This window comes from Microcoleus sp. B6-A1 (assembly GCF_036705085.1).
Taxonomy (GTDB): Bacteria; Cyanobacteriota; Cyanobacteriia; order Cyanobacteriales; family Microcoleaceae; genus Microcoleus.
The window spans coordinates 46,233-64,358 of sequence record NZ_JAUBTU010000024.1 but is presented as its reverse complement, the minus strand read 5'-3'; the positions used below and the strand labels follow the sequence as shown (position 1 = coordinate 64,358).

At 46.6% G+C, this 18,126-nt stretch carries 17 protein-coding genes; 10 read left to right on the top strand and 7 right to left on the bottom strand.

Going from position 1 to position 18,126, the window contains the following annotated elements; genetic code table 11:
• The first annotated feature begins 332 nt into the window (after positions 1 to 332).
• The 7 genes from QUB11_RS11355 to QUB11_RS11325 all read left to right on the top strand — a co-directional run bounded on the left by QUB11_RS11355 (position 333) and on the right by QUB11_RS11325 (position 7,241).
• Positions 333 to 644: a carbon dioxide-concentrating mechanism protein CcmK gene (locus tag QUB11_RS11355; RefSeq protein WP_006635059.1), complete on the top strand. Its 312-nt coding sequence runs from the start codon at positions 333 to 335 to the stop codon at positions 642 to 644.
• A gap of 96 nt (positions 645 to 740) precedes the next feature.
• Entirely contained in the window at positions 741 to 1,082 is a 342-nt protein-coding gene (locus QUB11_RS11350) for a carbon dioxide-concentrating mechanism protein CcmK (protein ID WP_006635058.1), read from the top strand.
• A 280-nt stretch (positions 1,083 to 1,362) separates the two neighbouring features.
• Entirely contained in the window at positions 1,363 to 1,668 is a 306-nt protein-coding gene (locus QUB11_RS11345; RefSeq protein WP_172186882.1) for a EutN/CcmL family microcompartment protein, read from the top strand.
• 104 nt (positions 1,669 to 1,772) lie between these two features.
• On the top strand, positions 1,773 to 3,410 hold the full coding sequence (locus QUB11_RS11340) for a ribulose bisphosphate carboxylase small subunit (RefSeq protein ID WP_333202725.1): 1,638 nt from the start codon (positions 1,773 to 1,775) through the stop codon (positions 3,408 to 3,410).
• 289 nt (positions 3,411 to 3,699) lie between these two features.
• Complete coding sequence (locus QUB11_RS11335) at positions 3,700 to 4,389, top strand: carbon dioxide concentrating mechanism protein (protein WP_333202723.1); 690 nt, start codon at positions 3,700 to 3,702, stop codon at positions 4,387 to 4,389.
• Positions 4,390 to 4,976: 587 nt separating this feature from the next.
• Complete coding sequence (locus QUB11_RS11330) at positions 4,977 to 5,750, top strand: BMC domain-containing protein (RefSeq protein WP_333202721.1); 774 nt, start codon at positions 4,977 to 4,979, stop codon at positions 5,748 to 5,750.
• A gap of 450 nt (positions 5,751 to 6,200) precedes the next feature.
• The gene (locus QUB11_RS11325; protein WP_333202719.1) at positions 6,201 to 7,241 is read left to right on the top strand and encodes a tetratricopeptide repeat protein; all 1,041 of its coding nucleotides are present in this window, start codon (positions 6,201 to 6,203) and stop codon (positions 7,239 to 7,241) included.
• Positions 7,242 to 7,838: 597 nt separating this feature from the next.
• Here the strand turns inward: QUB11_RS11325 and hemL are convergent.
• A complete protein-coding gene (gene hemL / locus QUB11_RS11320) occupies positions 7,839 to 9,137 on the bottom strand; it encodes a glutamate-1-semialdehyde 2,1-aminomutase (RefSeq protein WP_333202717.1) in 1,299 nt (432 codons plus the stop codon).
• Between the two features lie 327 nt (positions 9,138 to 9,464).
• On the opposite strand from hemL, the gene hisIE reads away from it, so the two are divergent.
• A complete protein-coding gene (hisIE, locus tag QUB11_RS11315) occupies positions 9,465 to 10,115 on the top strand; it encodes a bifunctional phosphoribosyl-AMP cyclohydrolase/phosphoribosyl-ATP diphosphatase HisIE (RefSeq protein WP_333202715.1) in 651 nt (216 codons plus the stop codon).
• 178 nt (positions 10,116 to 10,293) lie between these two features.
• Here the strand turns inward: hisIE and QUB11_RS11310 are convergent, their stop codons facing one another.
• Complete coding sequence (locus QUB11_RS11310) at positions 10,294 to 11,556, bottom strand: MFS transporter (protein WP_333202714.1); 1,263 nt, start codon at positions 11,554 to 11,556, stop codon at positions 10,294 to 10,296.
• 467 nt (positions 11,557 to 12,023) lie between these two features.
• Between QUB11_RS11310 and QUB11_RS11305 the strand changes: the two genes are divergently transcribed.
• On the top strand, positions 12,024 to 12,530 hold the full coding sequence (locus QUB11_RS11305) for a hypothetical protein (protein WP_333202712.1): 507 nt from the start codon (positions 12,024 to 12,026) through the stop codon (positions 12,528 to 12,530).
• A gap of 438 nt (positions 12,531 to 12,968) precedes the next feature.
• Here QUB11_RS11305 and QUB11_RS11300 read toward each other — a convergent pair whose 3' ends face one another.
• The 4 genes from QUB11_RS11300 to QUB11_RS11285 all read right to left on the bottom strand — a co-directional run bounded on the left by QUB11_RS11300 (position 12,969) and on the right by QUB11_RS11285 (position 15,323).
• Positions 12,969 to 13,262 carry a TMEM165/GDT1 family protein gene (locus tag QUB11_RS11300; protein ID WP_333058285.1) on the bottom strand — a complete coding sequence of 98 codons (294 nt, stop codon included), beginning with the start codon at positions 13,260 to 13,262 and terminating at the stop codon, positions 12,969 to 12,971.
• 60 nt (positions 13,263 to 13,322) lie between these two features.
• Complete coding sequence (locus QUB11_RS11295; protein WP_333245931.1) at positions 13,323 to 13,790, bottom strand: TMEM165/GDT1 family protein; 468 nt, start codon at positions 13,788 to 13,790, stop codon at positions 13,323 to 13,325.
• A gap of 396 nt (positions 13,791 to 14,186) precedes the next feature.
• Entirely contained in the window at positions 14,187 to 14,837 is a 651-nt protein-coding gene (gene upp / locus QUB11_RS11290; protein WP_333058287.1) for a uracil phosphoribosyltransferase, read from the bottom strand.
• A 252-nt stretch (positions 14,838 to 15,089) separates the two neighbouring features.
• Positions 15,090 to 15,323: a hypothetical protein gene (locus QUB11_RS11285; RefSeq protein WP_333209341.1), complete on the bottom strand. Its 234-nt coding sequence runs from the start codon at positions 15,321 to 15,323 to the stop codon at positions 15,090 to 15,092.
• 24 nt (positions 15,324 to 15,347) lie between these two features.
• Between QUB11_RS11285 and crtH the strand changes: the two genes are divergently transcribed.
• A complete protein-coding gene (gene crtH / locus QUB11_RS11280) occupies positions 15,348 to 16,892 on the top strand; it encodes a carotenoid isomerase (RefSeq protein ID WP_333209339.1) in 1,545 nt (514 codons plus the stop codon).
• Positions 16,893 to 17,191: 299 nt separating this feature from the next.
• Here crtH and QUB11_RS11275 read toward each other — a convergent pair whose 3' ends face one another.
• Complete coding sequence (locus tag QUB11_RS11275) at positions 17,192 to 17,632, bottom strand: pentapeptide repeat-containing protein (RefSeq protein WP_333390570.1); 441 nt, start codon at positions 17,630 to 17,632, stop codon at positions 17,192 to 17,194.
• Between the last annotated feature and the right edge of the window lie 494 nt (positions 17,633 to 18,126).

Here is an 18,126-nt window from a genome sequence, read left to right as displayed (position 1 = left end):
CCGCGATGAGCTCCGGCTTCACATACCGAACTCTACTTTATGAGTATTCTTACTTACTTTAATCCCCCCTCGCCGTCGGCATCTACCCCTCTTTAATATTAAGATTATTAAATAAATATTAAATTATTTTAAGTAACATAAAAAATTTTAATTTTTGTTATTAAACATTATGATGTTAGTTTATATTGTCAAGGTGGACAGCTTCCCCTATTCTTATAGGATAGGAAGCTTTACACTGCCTTACTAAAAAATGTGGGCCTCCCCGTCCAAATTTTTAGATTTCTCAAAGATTTGTAACGGTAATTTCGCTCATCCTCAAAGGAGATTCAAAAATGTCAATTGCCGTGGGAATGATTGAGACAAAAGGTTTTCCCGCTGTGGTGGAAGCTGCCGATGCTATGGTCAAAGCTGCCCGCGTTACCCTCGTGGGCTATGAAAAAATCGGCAGCGCCCGCGTCACCGTAATTGTGCGCGGCAACGTGTCGGAAGTCCAAGCCTCAGTCGCAGCAGGAGTGGAATCCGTCAAGCGGGTGAACGGCGGAGAAGTCGTCTCTACCCACATCATCGCTCGCCCCCACGAAAACCTAGAATACGTTCTGCCGATTCGATATACAGAAGCAGTAGAACAGTTCCGAGGCTACTAAGTTCTTAGCGCACAAAAATTTCGTTAAAGAAAAATTTGTGCGATCGTCAAAAATTAACTGTTTAGTTCCCCAAATATTCAATCAGGAGTAAAACCAATGGCAATTGCAGTTGGCATGATCGAAACCCTAGGCTTCCCCGCAGTGGTAGAAGCCGCTGACGCGATGGTCAAAGCAGCCCGCGTCACCTTGGTAGGCTACGAAAAAATCGGTAGCGCTCGGGTTACGGTCATTGTAAGAGGAGATGTCTCGGAAGTGCAAGCTTCTGTCGCAGCCGGAGTAGAGTCAGTGAAGCGCGTTAACGGCGGACAAGTGATGTCTACCCACATTATCGCCCGCCCTCACGAAAACTTAGAGTACGTGCTGCCGATTCGCTACACCGAAGCTGTAGAACAGTTCCGTGAAGGCGTCAGCGGCATTCGCCCTCTCAACAGATCATAAGATAGGCGATTCCCTACGGGATAGCTTCGCTTCACGGCTGTTAGGGGCGTTTGGTAATTAAAAATTAAAAATCGCGATGTTTTTGATTTAGCATTTTTAATTTTTAATTGAGGTGGGTATGGGATATTGGTTATTAGTCATCAGTCATCAGTCATGAGTGATTAGTTACTAGACGAAGCTCTAAAAGGCGGACAGCGGACTGAGGACAGAGCTAATTAAAAAAAGACAAGTGACAGTGTAAAAATGACAATTACCAATTACCTATTACCTATTACCTAAAATGCAAATGGCCAAAGTTCTCGGCACAGTTGTCAGTACCCAAAAAGAGCCGACACTGAGAGGATCGAAATTTCTACTGCTGCAATTCATCGATGAGGAAGGTTCGCCAGTTCCCGGCTATGAGGTAGCCGCTGACTGTGTGGGCGCTGGTATAGATGAATGGGTTTTAGTAACCCGAGGCAGCGCAGCCCGGATCGCGCCCGGAAGCGAAAACCGTCCGATCGATGCTCTAGTAGTAGGCATTATAGATACTGTCAATGTAGAAAACCGCCTCATTTACAGTAAAAAAGACGACCCGTACCGCTAGTTGCCACCGTTAGCAGTTAGCAGTTAGTGGAAGAATAACTAACAACTAACAACTAACAACTAACAACTAACAAAAAAATTTTTCAGCTTAGGAGAACTTAATTTATGGCAGTCCGCAATGTTGCGGCTCCCCCGACGCCTTGGTCGAAAAACTTGGCTGAGCCCAAAATTCACGACACCGCCTTCGTACATTCCTTTTCTAACATTATTGGGGATGTGCATATCGGTTCTAATGTGATGATTGCCCCCGGGACATCTATCCGCGCCGATGAAGGCACTCCGTTTTATATCGGAGAACGAAGCAATATTCAAGACGGAGTAGTGATTCACGGCCTAGAACAAGGCCGAGTCACAGGAGACGACGACAAATCCTATTCTGTGTGGGTGGGGAAAAATACTTCCCTCACCCACATGAGTTTAATTCACGGCCCGGCATACGTGGGCGACGACTGCTTTATCGGCTTTCGCTCTACGGTGTTCAATGCCAGAGTGGGCAACGGCTGCATTGTCATGATGCACGTACTAATTAAAGATGTGGAGATTCCCCCCGGTAAGTACGTACCTTCGGGAGCCATCATCACTAATCAAAAGCAAGCCGATCGCTTGCCTGACGTTCAAGATTCTGACATTGAATTTGCGACCCATGTCATCGGCATCAATGACGCTCTGAGAACGGGTTATCGCTGCGCTGAGAACATCGCCTGTCTAGCACCAATTCGCAACGAGCAAACTAAAAACTCCAATATGACTCAAACCAAATATTCTACCCATGCCGGCACCCAATTGAGTTCAACTCTGGCCGATAGCATCCGCAATTTATTAGCTCAAGGATACAGCGTGGGAGCCGAACACGCCGACGCACGCCGCTTCCGTACCGGTTCTTGGCGTACTTGCGGCCCGATTTCCTCAACCCGTGACTCAGAAGTAATCGCGGCTTTGTCAGCTTGCATGGCCGAGCACCAAGGAGAATACGTCCGCTTGATCGGGATTGACACCAAAGCCAAGCGCCGCGTACTAGAAGAAATCGTCCAAAGACCGGGAGACAACGGCTCTAACGGTTCTAACGGTGCGAAAACTCACCAATCTAACGGTAAAGTTGCACAACAAGCTTCATACCACAATAGCGGTTCCGTGTCAAGCGGAAAATTGAGTGCCGAAACAGTGACTCAGGTTCGTGGCTTGCTAGCTCAAGGCTACAAAATTGGCACGGAACACGCCGACGCGCGCCGCTTCCGCACCAGTTCTTGGCAAAGCGGGGCTTCGCTGCAAGTGAAAAACGAATCTGAGGCGATCGCCGCTTTGGAAGCTGTGATGAACGAGTACCCGGGCGAATACGTGCGCTTGATCGGGATTGACCCGAAAGCTAAGCGGCGCGTGGTTGAAGAAATTATTCAGCGTCCCGACGGCCCAGTTGCTCAATCGGCTAAGCCGGCAGCAACATCGGGATACAAAGCAGCTTCGACTGGTTCGGCCAGTAGCGGCAGTTTGACCGGCAAGACGATCGACCAAATCCGCAACCTGCTTTCCCAAGGCTACAAAATTGGCACGGAACACGCCGACGCGCGCCGTTTCCGCACCGGTTCTTGGAACAGTTGCGCCCCGATCTCATCCAACCGCGAAGCCGAAGTGATTTCTGCCCTCGAAAGCTGTCTCAAAGAACACAGCGGCGAGTACGTCCGCTTGCTGGGCATCGACTCCAAGGCGAAGCGCCGGGTGCTCGAAGAAATTATCCAACGACCTTAATTTGCTAGGTAATTAGCTTGTTTCTCCCGTTAAGCCCTCGCGTTGGGGCCAACGGGAGAAACCCCAGCGGATTGAAGTTGGATTTGAGATAGTTAAAAAGCTCGAATGAGAAATGTTGGTCAAAATCTAGAATCTTCGGAAAGTTTCTATAAAACGTTAAAGCATCAAGCTTCTCAGTATTAGTAAATTATCGTTTCTTAGATTGACATGGTTAAATTTATCAGTCGAGAAAACCCATAATTTAAAGTCGTTTTATCGAAAAAAATAGCTCCTTTCATGGTGAAGTCGAATGTATTTATCGCCCCTGCAATTAAGTAGCAACTCTCAGATTTTGATGAGTGGCGATGTAGTTGTTCATGAGGGTGCGGCGATCGCCCCTGGAGCAATCCTGCAAGCAGAGCCCGGAAGCCGGATCTCGATCGCCGCCGGTGCCTGTATCGGTATGGGAGTTATCCTTCACGCCCGTGAAGGTACTCTGGAAATCGCGGCGGGCGTTATTCTGGGTGCAGGGGTGCTGGTGGTAGGTGCGGGAACGATCGGGGAAAATGCCTGTATTGGCGCCGCGACGACCCTAATCAATCCTTGTATCGACAAAATGCAAATTATGCCAGCAGGTTCTCTAATGGGAGATACCAGCCGCCAAGTCGCCCCAGAACCAACAGCAGCAGCGCCAACAGCAGCGCCAACAGCAGCGCCAACATCACCAGAAACCCCCGAAGCCACTACGCCACCAGTCGATCGACCGATCGAGCGGATCGAGCCGCCACAACCCGCCCAAACACCCCCTCAAACTGCGCCGGAGACTGCCCCAGACCCGCCGGAATCCACCGCCGCAGAGCCGCCCCAACCAGGGGAAACGCCAACTATTCTGTACGGTCAAGCTCACATCAATCGGCTGTTGGGGACGCTGTTTCCGCACCGGCAAGCTTTTAATCGATCGGAGGAAAACGGCCAAACTCTATCGGGCGGTTCCGGGTAGCCTTGATACTCCCGATCCCTAAAGGGACGGGGATTCTTGAAGAGTTCGTATTTGAACTTTCAAAGGCGAAATCAAACCGCCTCTACCCACTCAGCTTAGACAAATCCCAACTTTGCGTATACTTTTAGCTTTTGTGCTTTCGGAGTCCACCACTAATGCCAGATAGGTACGCTCAACAACCTGCCTTTTGTTTGCCCTTTAACTATTCCGAATCAAGTCGGATATGTCCGTTGCCGGGATTTCACCGCACGCTTGTTGTTTCAACACGCAGATGGTTATTCTTACTTGCTGCTTCTTTTATACCACATATTCAATTTCAATGCGGTTAAAACCGCTACCGACTTATCCCCGTGGCTGAAGCCAGGGGCTTGCGTCTCATTTTTCGGTCATTTCGGCAAAAGCCAGCTATGCTAAAGGCAGAAAGATCAAATATAAATAGGTAATCTCATATTATTGGTAGCTCAGCAATTTGTAAGGCTTTGCCGCAGCAATCAGTGTATTGTAGCTCGTGCAGTCTGTCTTCTCATCTGAGAAACTAAAACTATCAACAAATTTTTATTTTGGGAAGTTTCTAAGGGTAATAGAAGATGGACGGACAAACAGATCGTAACAGTCACGAAGAGCGATCGCAGCGCCAGGAATACTTCAAAGACACTGCTTTGGGTTTGGTATCCACCAAGAGTTTTCCGGCAATTGTGGGGACTGCTGACATGATGCTGAAGTCGGCAGGAGTGATTTTAGTAGGATACGAAAAAATTGGTTCCGGTCACTGTACCGCGATCGTCCGGGGCAGAATTTCGGATGTGCGTTTGGCTGTGGAAGCTGGAGCTCAAACTGCCGAACAGTTCGGGCAGTTTGTTTCTAAGTTGGTGATTGCTAGACCTTTGGCTAATTTGGAAGTGGTTTTGCCGATCGGCTTTCGGCTGACTGAACTTTCGGAAAAAGGCAGTTATTCTCGGCTTAGCAATCAGGCGATCGGTTTGCTCGAAACCCGGGGATTTCCGGCAATGGTCGGTGCTTGCGATGCTATGCTCAAATCCGCAGACGTACACTTGGCAGCTTACGAGAAAATTGGCGCCGGTTTGTGCACGGCAATTATTCGCGGTGCAGTTGCAGATGTAGCAGTAGCCGTAGAAGCGGGGATGTACGAAGCTGAGAGAATTGGCGAGTTGAACGCGGTGATGGTAATTCCGAGGCCTTTGGAAGATTTGGAACAAACTTTACCGCTGGCGAGTTGCTGGATAGAGCAGCGTAAACCTGTGATGATGCCCATGTCGGTTAAGGAAAAGGAACAAGAATTGATCGAACTTCCAGATTTAGAGAAATTGAGAGTTTATGTGGAAGAGGAAATCAATCGGTAATTGGTAATTAGGCAACAAAAGTTTGTAGAGACGTACTGCCGCAAATACTGAGACGAAGTTTGTCAAAAAAATATAGAGTTTACTCGGTAGGACTGCGGGCAACAATTTATACTGAGTAGCGGTCTCAAACTTAATTGGGCGATCGAGCCGATCGCCGCCGCATCAAGAGACACCGAGCACCAAGTAAAACTAGACTTTTGAGATTAAGTCGATCGGGTAAACAATCGAACTGACTAATAAGTAAATCCAGCCGAGGTGCAGAGCCTTTCAACAGGATTTAACTACTGTTAAAATAAACCCAAAATCCTGTTTACGGTAGATTGCCGGGAATTATTGAAGAGTGACTCTGACCGCAGGTGGATGCTCTTTCAAAAGATTAACGGCTGTCGAACTCAAAACTGACTGCACAGGAATCAACCCCCAGAATCAAGCAATCCTGAAAGTTGACCTATGAACCTCAAACAATTTTACAAGCGCGGTTTGCACAGCGCCAAGAAAGGAAACTATGAAGCGGCACTTGAGGACTTCGATCAGATACTGCAAGTCAATCCCGCCGATGCCAAAGCCTACAACAATCGCGGCTTGGTTTACTATTACATGAAAGACTACCAAAAAGCGATCGCAGACCTCAGCCAAGCCCTAGATATCAATCCTAATTTCTTCGAGGCTTACTTGAATCGAGGCAATGCTTGGCGTCATCTCGGAGAACACGAAAAAGCCATTGACGATCTAAACTGTGCTTTAGCAAATAAGCCTAACAGCCACGCTATCTACAACAACCGGGGACTTGTACTTGCTAATTTAGGAAATTACGAAGAAGCAATAGAAGACTACAATCGAGCTCTATCTATCAATTCCAACAATTATAAAACCTATTACAACCGGGGGCGCGCTTACTACCTTTTGGGAGAAAAAGAGGCAGCAACGGAAAACTTTAACGAAACGCTGCGGTTGAATCCTAAATATATCAAAGCATACATAAATCGAGGTCTCTGTTACCACCAATTAGGAGACAATACGCAGGCGATGGCCGATTACAACATTGCACTCGGCATCGATCCACAAAATGTTTATGCCTATTATAACAGAGGTTGCGTTCGCTATAAATTAAAACAAATGCAGTTGGCAATTGAAGACTTTGACCAAGCAGTAAAACTCGATCCGAACTATGTTAAAGCTTATCTCAACCGGGGTTTAGCGCTGTATAAACTTGGAGATGTTGCGGCAGCAAATAAGGATTTTTACCACGTAATGTGCATTAATGCTGAAGCTTATGTATACTACCAAGCCCAGCGGTGCACGCCTGATATTAATTCGTACTTCAAAGAAGCGCCGCAGGTGGAACTTAATAATGCTGTAGAATACTACAACACAACTTTAAATACGATGTCAACTTCCTTAAGTTCCGCAGCATTAAACGCGGTATGGAATCAAGAAGATTTGGAGAACAGAGAATCGATTATCTGTGAAGGTGAATTTATTAATGATTGATTTAGTCAGTAGTCATTAGTCCTTAGTCATTAGAATTATTGCATAAATCATTGAGCGACAGGAAAACGGCTGATGCAACGCAGAGGCATTTAAAGATACTTTGTGAATGTATAGCAATCCTTGCAGGAGTCTTAAATTTTCGACCCCACCCCAACCCTCCCCTTATCAAGGGGAGGGAGTAAGAAATTCATAAATGACTTAGGATGGCTATAGCAATCCTTGCAGGAGTCGTAAATTTTTTACCCCACCCCAACCCTCCCCTTATCAAGGGAAGGGAGCAAGAAATTCACAAATGATGGGAGGATGGCTATATGCAATTCAAGTCTCATGAGTCAGCAGTCATTACTCATTCGTCATTAAGTAGGTCATCGGAAAACAAACAATACCTCAGAAACCCGGTTGCTTCGTATATTTATCGTGAGTCGTCGCAAAATCTCGTAGAAACCGGGTTTCTAGCCCCCTGCGTAAGCCATGATCAAGAGGTTTTTAACGCGGCTTGGGTAGCAGTTAACAATTAAAGTCCTTACTGCCAACAAACAGCAAGGACTTTAATTATTTATTCCTGAGTTTTAAGGACGAATGTCCTTACTACACAGGTTAAATAGTTGCCATCACTTCACGCGCTGCCGCCAAAGTTCGATCGATATCTTCGTCAGTATGAGCCAAAGAAGTAAATCCCGCCTCAAACTGCGAAGGAGCCAGATAAATTCCGTGCTCCAACATTCCCCGGTGAAAGCGGCTGAACTTCGTCAAATCCGACTTCTTCGCATCCTCGTAATTGTGAACCGGGCCAGCCGCAAAAAACAAGCCAAACATCCCGCTAATTTGCCCGCCCCAAACCGCGTGTCCGGCTTCCTTAGCAATTTTTAGCAATCCGTCAGACAGTTTTTTAGTAATCTTATCCAACTGTTCGTAAGTGCCGGGTTTTTGTAGCAATTCCAAAGTCTTAATCCCAGCAGTCATCGCCAAAGGATTTCCCGAAAGCGTACCCGCTTGATACATCGGCCCAGCAGGAGCCACCATCCCCATAATATCCCGCCTTCCCCCGTAAGCACCCACCGGCAAACCGCCACCGATAACTTTACCCAAAGTAGTCAAATCCGGTATAACGCCGAATCTTTCCTGAGCTCCGCCGTAGGCGATGCGGAAACCGGTCATTACTTCATCAAAAACTAACAAAGCACCGTTATCTTTAGTAATTTCCCGCAAACCTTCGAGAAAACCTGCATCCGGGGTAATAAAACCGGCATTCCCCACCACTGGTTCCAGAATTACGCCTGCTATCTCGCCGGGATTTTCGGCAAATAAAGCTTTGACTGCTTCTAAGTCATTGTAGGGAGCGTTGAGGGTATTGGCAGTAGTGGATTTCGGCACGCCCGGAGAGTCGGGAAGGCCCAGAGTTGCCACGCCGGAACCTGCTTTTACCAAGAACATATCGGCGTGCCCGTGATAGCAGCCTTCAAATTTAATCAGTTTATCGCGTCCGGTGAAAGCTCGCATCAGCCGCAAAACGGCCATACAGGCTTCGGTGCCGGAGTTGACAAATCGCACCATTTCAATGCTGGGAACCGCATCAATGACCATTTCGGCGAGTACGTTTTCCAACAGCGATGGTGCGCCGAAACTCGTACCTTTTTCTAAAGATTCGTGCAAGGCTTTGATGACTTCCGGGTGGGCGTGGCCACAGATGGCAGGGCCCCAAGTGCCTACATAGTCAATGTATTGGTTTTCGTCAACATCCCAAATGTAGGCTCCTTTTACCCTGTCAAAGACGATGGGCTGTCCGCCTACGGATTTGAAGGCGCGGACGGGGGAACTGACGCCACCGGGCATCAACTTCTGGGCTGCAGCGAAAATTTCTTCTGATTTGGTCGTTTTCAAGGTTGTGGAAACCAATGTTTTCTCCTTAGTGAACGTCTGTTGTTGGTAGAATAATTTTATAGCCAGTTCAACATAAAGGTTAGGTCGATTCAAGGAAACTATTCTAGTAGATTTTAGGGTACAAACCAATCAGTAGCAATACTAGCTTGGGTTTTTTAGGCTTTGTCGCACTAGCACCGAGCGCCCTAAAATGTAATTTTTTGTAAAATAGTTCTTGACAATTTAGCCATCCCTTGCTCAATCTTCTCTCTTCCTCTGCGTCCTCTGCGTTCTCTGCGGTTAATAAAAAAACAATCTCCGACAGGAAAGCGTTAATCTATCTTACCAAGTTGAAATAAAAGTATGTCTACTACTGATTTATCGAGTTTGAGCCGATCGATCCCAATTGAAAAGATCCGTTACGACGATCGCGGTTTAGTGCCTGCGATCGTCCAAGATTATTTAGACGGTACAGTGTTAATGATGGCCTGGATGAATCGGGAGTCCCTGCAAAAAACGCTCTCTACCGGGCAAACTTGGTTCTGGAGTCGTTCTCGTTCCGAATTGTGGCCCAAAGGCGCGACTTCGGGACACATTCAAAATGTCAAAGGGCTGCGTTACGACTGCGATAGCGATGCTTTGCTGGTGACAGTCGAACAAGTCGGAGATATTGCTTGTCACACCGGAGAAAGAAGTTGTTTTCACCAAGTTGATGGGGAAATTTCACCGCCGCCAGGGGATATGTTATCTCAATTATTTGCGGTAATTTGCGATCGGCGCGACAATCCTAACGAAAGTTCTTATACTTGCAAGTTGTTCGAGGGCGGCGACAACAAGATTCTCAAAAAAATTGGCGAAGAGTCGGCGGAAGTTGTGATGGCTTGCAAAGATGACGATAAAGAGGGGATTGCTGGGGAAGTTGCGGATTTATTTTATCACGCTTTGGTTGCTTTGGCTCACCATCAAGTTGATTTGAGAGCAGTTTACCGCAAATTGGGCGATCGACGAAAATAAATTAGTTATTGGTTATTGGCCAAACAGGGCATTGGCCAAACAGGGCATTGGCCAAACAGGGCATTGGCCAAACAGGGCATTGGCCAAACAGGGCATTGGTAGCAGCAACAAATGACTAATGACTAATAACTAATGACTAATAACTAATGACTGCTGACTAATGACTAATGACTAATAACTAATGACTGCTATTTTTCAACATTCGATCGAGCTTTTGCAAAATAACCACAGCCGCAATCACACTAAAAGCCAAACCCAACCAAAAATTATCCGCCGCCCATTTACCCCGATCCAATGCCAAACCGCCCAGCGGCGGCCCGATTAAATAGCCGATCGCCCAACACTGAGAACTAACCGCCAAATACACGCCCCGCAAAGACTCCGGCGCTAAATCCACCACCAAAGCCGAAGCAAAAGGCGTATAAGCAACAGTCGCCACCGACAAAAAGCTCAAGCCTAAAACAGCTAACAATAGATTGCCAGTTGCAGCCATTCCCGTCAAGCCGATCGCGATAAATCCCATTCCCCATAACAGCGCAGAAATCATCAAAGCTTTCGGATGGGAAAACGGCCTCAAAGCTTTAACCACCGGCAGTTGCAAAGCCACAGTTAAAAACGTGCTAAAAGCAAACAAAACCGTAATTGTACCTGTAGAAAAGCCTTTTCCCGATGTCCCCACCGCGACAAACTTGCTAAAATACAGCGGCATTGTGGTTTGGATTTGGGAAATATATAATGTGAACAGGGTATTTACTAAAGCATAAACTAGAAGACTTCGATCGCTCAGCGCCACCATCCAGCCATTTTCCCGATTCTTTTTGCCTCTATCCCCTGGATTAGCTGGTTTGTAGGTTTCGGCGATCGCGATCGCAACTACTGCAAACAGCACTAAAAACGAGATACCATCAATAATAAAGAGCGATCGATAATTCCCCGTTACAGCAATCAACAAACCGCCCAAAATAATCCCAACTTGCAAACCCAAATTATCAGCAAGCCGCGTCAAAGCAAAAGCCTCCTGTCGCTGTTCGCCCTCAGTTAAATCCGCCACCATCGTCTCGGTTGGAGGCCAATACAAACCCACACCAAAACCCATCAGTAAATTGCCCGCAATTAAGCCAGCGAAATCATTAGTCGCCGCCAGTACAAAAGAAGCTGCAGCCGAAATAATTGTCGCCAGCAATAAAGTTCGCCGCCTTCCCCAAAATTTAGAATCGCAAAAAGAACCGCCCAAAATTCTGCCGAATATTCCCGAAACTGAACCGCTACCCAAACCAATCCCAACAGCAGTAGCAGATAAACCCACGCGATCGACAAAAAATATCGGCGCGTAAAATAAAGTAAAACCGGTGCCGCTTTGGGAGAGGAATCTGCCGGCGGCCAGAATCCAAACTTGAGGGGGGAGACGGGGCAACCAAGAGGATAATTGAAATTTAGGCATATACACTTAAATTAGGAGTTATTTCTGGACGCTGAAACCTGGTTTTTTATAAAAAATACGTTACGGTGTTTAATCAGGATCAATCGGTTTTAGATTTTAGATTTTAGATTTTAGATTTTAGAGGCGACCCCACGGATAAAGGCGGGGGCTTGAGGATTTTAGATTTTAGATTTTGGATTGATTCCACGGATAAATCACGTGGCGGGTACCACCTTTGAAATTCTTGGTCAAAAACCGATGTCTTTGGTTGCAGTGCATAATTCCTGTGAGTAATTATTAATTTATTCCGTACTTTTTCCGAATTAGTATTAGTTAACCGAGGTGATGACAAACATAAGGGAGCTTAACAATTCTTCAGCGTCTGTTACACAAAAGTTACCATTAATTTAAAAATACTTAACACGATTTGAGAAAAAAGTTAGTTAAACTCTAGAAAAGGCAGAAGAAAATTTTAGAGGCTCAATTATATGACAGCTATTACAACATCAAGAGTGGAATCAATCAAACCGCGCTGGCAAGCAATTGTCATGGTTGCCCTAATTTTCTGGCTCAGCGTTAGCCTGATTTTGGATCTAGTAATTATGCCCAGTCTCTACGTATCTGGCATGACGACATCACCGGAGTTTGCAACAGCCGGCAATTTAATGTTCTGGGGATTCAACCGCGTTGAGTTAATCTGTGCGGGCGTGGTGGCAACGGGTTTGATGGTTTTGAGCAATTTAGTCGGTGACTTCGGCAAGCGCAGCCGCACAGCAATCTTATTATCATTGGTACTTCTGGCGATCGCCCTGATTGACACCTACGCCCTGACACCCCAAATGAGCGCCTTGGGAATGCAGCTAAATCTGTTCGATTCCGCAGCAGAAGTGCCCGCCGGGATGAATCTACTGCACCAAGGCTATTTTGCATTGGAAGCGCTGAAGTTGGCTGTCGCCGGTACGCTGCTGGGTTGGTGCTACCAAAACCAAGTTTAATCGACATAATACTCAGAGGTTGAGTTGAGAAAAAAAACTCAACCAGCAGCGGGGGGCGTGAATTCACGCCCCCCGCTAATTTTTTAAATTTTAGCTTTAGCGATCGCAAACACCGGATTTGATATTCAGCGGCGTTAATCTGTGTTTATCTGCCTGTATCTGCGGTTAAAAAAAGAGAATTTCTTGGGCCGCAGATGACAATGGATTCACGCTGATTCACGCAGATGAAGATAAGAGAGATATGAATAATCTCCGATGCTAACAGATTTGAGATAACTATATTTTCAAGTTTCCTGACCCGCCCAAAAACGGAGACAAGCCCCCAAATCCTGTTGTGGAGAACTCAACATTTTAGAGTCTGGTTCAAACTCCCAGATTCATCTGTGAAGTAAATCTAAAATCTAAAATCTAAAATCTAAAATCGACTGACGGCCGGCCCTACTCGGAGGCTTCCGGTAAATCTGCTTTTGGCCACAGCAGGCGCAAGCCCATCACCGCAAATCCGATCGCCGCGAGTCCCTTTACCAGTCGTTCCGGCAACACCTCTGCCGTGCTGAAGCCAATGGCCACGCCGATAAAACTGGCCAACAGCAGCGCCGACGCCGTACCAAAAAATACAGCCCGCGGCGAGTTACAACTACTGCCCAGGGCGATCGCAGCTAATTGACTTTTGTCTCCCAATTCTGACAAAAACACTGTAATAAAACTGATTCCCAAAAGTTGCCAGTCCATGTTTTTTTAGTTCTTAGTTAGCTATTGTAAAAATCTACGACTTACCGACAAGGCAGACAATTAACCCAGCACTTCCCACAGCAGAACCGCCGAAATCGCCAGTAAAATCACTCCGGCTGCTCTCTCCAAAGTTCTCGGAGCAATCCGACTAGCCAGCCACCTTCCCAGCAACACCCCCAGCAAACTGGTTGCTATCAAAGCCGAACCCGCACCCGCAAACACGATCCAAGGATTTCGAGATTCAGCCGTCATCAGCAAAATCGCGATCTGAGTTTTGTCTCCAATTTCAGCTAAAAAAATAGTTGCAAAAGTCGAAGCAAAAATTGCCCAGTGCTTGGGCTTCAGTTTCTTTTGTTCCTGACAAATATCGGGATTTACAGTCACTGAGAGTTCAGCGGGCTCCGGGGTTAAAGCAGCACAAATCTCAGTAACCTCTTTTATTTGTAGTTGTACCTGTTGTGGCAAATCATAATTGAGGTTTACTGAGTCAGAAGCAGACAAGCTTGGCGGAACAGAATCAAGTTTCACGGGCAATGAGTGCTAAACGCTATTTATTTTTGACTTGTACTTTTGATTCTAACTCTCTCGGTGCCTGCTTTTACCAAACCAGGGTCAATCGATTTTAGATTTTAGATTTTAGATTTTAGAATTGAAGGATTGAAGGATTGACCCCACGGATAAATACGTTCGGCAAGTTTCATCGGATACAGGTTTTTTATTTCTGGATCCTGAGTTTGCGCGTTGGAATGAATCACGTGGCGGGTATCCTGGATGCTTGATTTTCATCTTTTTCCCCCGATATTTCAGCAACTGGTTCCTGGAACCACTCACCCCCCCCCAAAAAGGCCTACAAGCCCCCAGACTTATCTGTCGAGTCAATCTAAAATCTAAAATCTAAAATCTAAAATTGACTGACTGGCTGGTTCATGTGCCGTAAGTTCGATCGCCCGCATCTCCCAAACCAGGTACAATAAAGCCCTGTTCGTTGACTATTTCGTCGATCGTTGCCGTGTAAATCATCAAACTTGGGTACTCTGCACTCAGCCTCTTCAAAGCCGGAGGAGCAGCCACCACAGAGATAATCCGAATCAAGCTCGGATCAATTCCCCGTGCAGTCAATTCCTGCATAGTCGCTATAATCGTCCCGCCAGTCGCCAGCATCGGCTCGCTAATTATCACCCGCGTTTCCGGGTTAAACTGCGCCGGCAATTTGTTCAAATAACAAGTCGGTTCCAGCGTCTCCTCATTTCTTGCCATGCCGAGGTGGTAAACCGAAGCCAGCGGCACAACCGTCTGAATTCCTTCGAGCAGTGACAAACCCGCCCGCAAAATCGGTACCACAACTAACGGAGCTTCTGGGTTGATAAAAGTCGCCGGACATTCTGCCAAAGGCGTTTGCACCGTTGTTTCCACTGTCGGCAGCCATTCTCGAATCGCCTCGTAAGCCAGCCACCTTCCCAATTCTGTCATCGCAGAACGAAAAAGTACCGATGGGGTGGCGGCGTCGCGGGCAACAGCCAGCCAGTGTTTAATTAACGGATGTGGAGGAACGTAAACGCGCAGTTGCAGGGACATTAGGAAATTGGGGAGATTGCTAGGTTTGAGGGATTTTATGCGGTGCGATCGATCTGCTTCGTTGGCGTAGCCCCCGTAGGGGCGGGCTTCCCCAACGGGCGATCGATCGCTCTGTGCAACTTATCACATCCTTGAGGGTGCATACAAGCCAGAGATTGAGTTAGAACCCATTCGCCGATCGACCTCCATCCGCTTATTGAAATATTTTTCTAATAGTATTGACATTAATTAGCAACAAGGCTATATTGATTTTTAGTGTTCTCCTCTCAAAGGATCGGCAGACGGGGGCAGTCGGCAATGGTAGACTGTTCCCGCATTTTTTTTTAAAAGCTGGGGCATCGGCCAAACAGGGCATCGGCCAAACAGGGCATCGGCCAAACAGGGCATCGGGCATTGCCGAACTTCGGTCTTCTTGACATCCGCTACATCCGCTACATAATCCGTTGCCGAACTTCTTGCTTCTGGAGCGATCGACTGTAAAATCATAGAAATATTAAGATTTTTAACCGAATGTCAGCTCCTACCCAATCCCAGTTATTTTCTCCCAACTCCCGCCCAACAGAGCAAGAGTTTGATGTAATTGTCATCGGTTCCGGCATTGGCGGACTCGTGACAGCCACCCAGCTAGCAGCTAAGAAAGCCAAAGTTTTAGTGCTCGAAAGCTATACAATTCCGGGGGGTAGCGCTGGATATTTCGATCGAGAAGGCTACAGATTCGATGTCGGCGCCTCCATGATTTTTGGTTTCGGACAGCGCGGCACCACCAACCTCCTCACCCGCGCCCTGAAAGCAGTCAACGTCACCTTAGAAACCATTCCCGACCCCGTACAGCTTCACTATCACTTACCCAGTGGCTTGGAACTTGAAGTTCCCCAGGCTTATGATAAATACTTGCAAGAATTAACAGACAGGTTCCCTCACGAACGCGAAGGAATCCACAAATTTTACGGCGAATGCTGGAGCGTCTTCAACTGCCTCAACGGCATGGAATTGCTATCCCTAGAAGAACCCGGATATCTCGTTCGAGTCTTTTTTCAGAATCCTTTAGCCTGTTTGGGATTAGTAAAATATCTGCCTCAAAATACTGGCGACATTGCGCGGCGCTACATAAAAGACCCTACTTTGCTGAAATTTATCGACATGGAATGCTACTACTGGTCTGTAGTACCCGCAGACTTGACGCCAATGATTAATGCCGGAATGGTATTTTCCGACAGGCATTACGGTGGCATCAATTATCCCAAAGGCGGAGTCGGTCAAATTGCCCAAAAATTAGTCGAAGGATTAGAAAAATGTGGCGGGAAAATTCAATACAAAGCTAAAGCGAAAAAAATTATCACAGAAAACGGTCGCGCTGTCGGAGTCGAGCTCGCAACCGGCGAAGTTTACCGCGCCAAGCGCATAGTTTCTAACGCCACGCGCTGGGATACTTTTGAGAAATTGCTTCCCGCAGAAGAGATGCCAGCTAGCGAGAAGAAATGGCAGCAACGCTATCAAAAAGCCCCCAGTTTCTTGAGTTTGCATTTGGGAGTGGAAGCAAGCGTAATCCCTGCGGGTAGTGCCTGCCACCACATTTTGTTAGAAGATTGGAACCAAATGGAAGCGCCGGAGGGAACTGTTTTGGTGTCAATTCCGACCGTGCTCGACCCGGATTTAGCTCCCGCAGGATATCACATCGTTCACGCTTTTACTTCGAGCTGGATGGAAGAGTGGGAAGGACTTTCGCAGCAGGAATATGAGGATAAAAAAGAAGAGGCCGCAGGGAGAATTATTGAAAGATTAGAAAAGATTTTTCCCGGTTTAGATGCCGGTTTGGATTATATGGAAGTGGGGACAGCGCGTTCTCACCGTCGCTTTTTGGGGCGCGAAGACGGAACTTACGGCCCGATTCCGCGACAGAAGCTAATGGGTTTGCTGGGAATGCCGTTTAATCGAACTTCTATGCCTGGTTTGTATTGTGTGGGCGACAGTACGTTTCCCGGACAGGGTTTAAATGCGGTGGCGTTTTCTGGGTTTGCTTGCGCGCACCGAATAGCGGTTGATTTGGGTTTTTAGTGGTAGTGGTAGGGTGCGTCAATCGATTGCGCGATTTTAGATTTTAGATTTTAGATTGACTTGCGCGAGATAAATGCGGGGGGCAATAAGTGATTTTCGATTTTAGATTTTGGATTGATTCCACGGATAAATCACGTGGCGGGTACCACATGAAGAAATTCGTGGTCAGATTGTTAGCTTGAAATACGATAGAAAATGTGAGGCTTCGGGGCAGTCTACAAAAAGACTAAAAACCCGGTTTCTGGGGAGAAACCGGGTTTTTAACCTCAAAATTGGTGTTTTCCATTCTTTTAACGAGTTTACTGGTCGTAGCTGCCGCCGACGCCGATTTGGGTATTGTAGATTTTTGCATCAATGATGGTCATATCTTCCATTGATGCGCCGGATACGTCAGCGGTGTTAATGATAGCCGCGGTCAGATTTGCCCGATCGAGGTCTGCGTCATTTAAACTGGCATTAGTCAGGAAAACTGCGGTTAAGTTAGCACCCGTCAAGTTAGCACCCGTCAAGTCAGCACCTTCGAGGTTGGCACTAGATAGGTTTGCGCCTCGTAAATTTGCTTCTCTCAAATCAGCACCAATTAAATGAGATCCCGTTAAATCTGCTCCTGACAAGTCGCACTGAAAACATTGCCCGGTTGACAATAACTGTTTGACGTGAGCGGGATTTTCAGCGCGAGCCGGGCCGGCCAAGAGTAGGGGAGTAATTAAAAAAGTAGCGGCTAATAGATTGCGTTTCATAATCTCTTTTCCTCACAGACTCTGTATTCAAGTTCTTGTCTTGATATCTACAATCGTACCATGGTTGTTTTCGCAAGTTGCGATCTAATTCACACATTGGCTGTGATATCGATTGCCCTCAACAACGCATACATGGTCTCGACCAGCTTGCAAAACTTTATTTCGCAAAACTTAACACTGCCGAACTTAATACAGTGCCTTTTTGTAGTAACCTTTTCTAGGTTAGCTAATACAGCAAACAGATGCGTCTTTCTGAAGAGGGAGATGATTCGCAATGCTATGGATGATTTTAGCCGATAATCTTATCGCAAAAAGTTCACAACAAATACATTATTTTTAATAAATGTGTCACGGGATAGAAAATTTAACTTAAAATAAAGATAAGCTTCTAACTTTATAGGTAGAGGAAACGCAGTCACTGGCCTGATCCCCAGTCCAAGCTCTGCTGCATTTTTAACAATAAATTTTAATTAGGTCTCAGCAGCGCCGTAAAA

Excerpts from the sequence above, each read along its gene's own strand:
- QUB11_RS11345 (WP_172186882.1), top strand. The coding sequence starts at position 1,363 with ATGCAAATGGCCAAAGTTCTCGGCACAGTTGTCAGTACCCAAAAAGAG.
- upp (WP_333058287.1), bottom strand. The coding sequence starts at position 14,837 with ATGTCCCTGCAACTGCGCGTTTACGTTCCTCCACATCCGTTAATTAAA.
- hisIE (WP_333202715.1), top strand. The coding sequence starts at position 9,465 with ATGTCTACTACTGATTTATCGAGTTTGAGCCGATCGATCCCAATTGAA.
- QUB11_RS11335 (WP_333202723.1), top strand. The coding sequence starts at position 3,700 with ATGTATTTATCGCCCCTGCAATTAAGTAGCAACTCTCAGATTTTGATG.
- QUB11_RS11300 (WP_333058285.1), bottom strand. The coding sequence starts at position 13,262 with ATGGACTGGCAACTTTTGGGAATCAGTTTTATTACAGTGTTTTTGTCA.
- QUB11_RS11330 (WP_333202721.1), top strand. The coding sequence starts at position 4,977 with ATGGACGGACAAACAGATCGTAACAGTCACGAAGAGCGATCGCAGCGC.
- QUB11_RS11340 (WP_333202725.1), top strand. The coding sequence starts at position 1,773 with ATGGCAGTCCGCAATGTTGCGGCTCCCCCGACGCCTTGGTCGAAAAAC.
- QUB11_RS11310 (WP_333202714.1), bottom strand. The coding sequence starts at position 11,556 with ATGCCTAAATTTCAATTATCCTCTTGGTTGCCCCGTCTCCCCCCTCAA.
- QUB11_RS11275 (WP_333390570.1), bottom strand. The coding sequence starts at position 17,632 with ATGAAACGCAATCTATTAGCCGCTACTTTTTTAATTACTCCCCTACTC.
- QUB11_RS11355 (WP_006635059.1), top strand. The coding sequence starts at position 333 with ATGTCAATTGCCGTGGGAATGATTGAGACAAAAGGTTTTCCCGCTGTG.
- QUB11_RS11285 (WP_333209341.1), bottom strand. The coding sequence starts at position 15,323 with ATGATTTTACAGTCGATCGCTCCAGAAGCAAGAAGTTCGGCAACGGAT.
- QUB11_RS11305 (WP_333202712.1), top strand. The coding sequence starts at position 12,024 with ATGACAGCTATTACAACATCAAGAGTGGAATCAATCAAACCGCGCTGG.
- QUB11_RS11325 (WP_333202719.1), top strand. The coding sequence starts at position 6,201 with ATGAACCTCAAACAATTTTACAAGCGCGGTTTGCACAGCGCCAAGAAA.
- QUB11_RS11350 (WP_006635058.1), top strand. The coding sequence starts at position 741 with ATGGCAATTGCAGTTGGCATGATCGAAACCCTAGGCTTCCCCGCAGTG.
- crtH (WP_333209339.1), top strand. The coding sequence starts at position 15,348 with ATGTCAGCTCCTACCCAATCCCAGTTATTTTCTCCCAACTCCCGCCCA.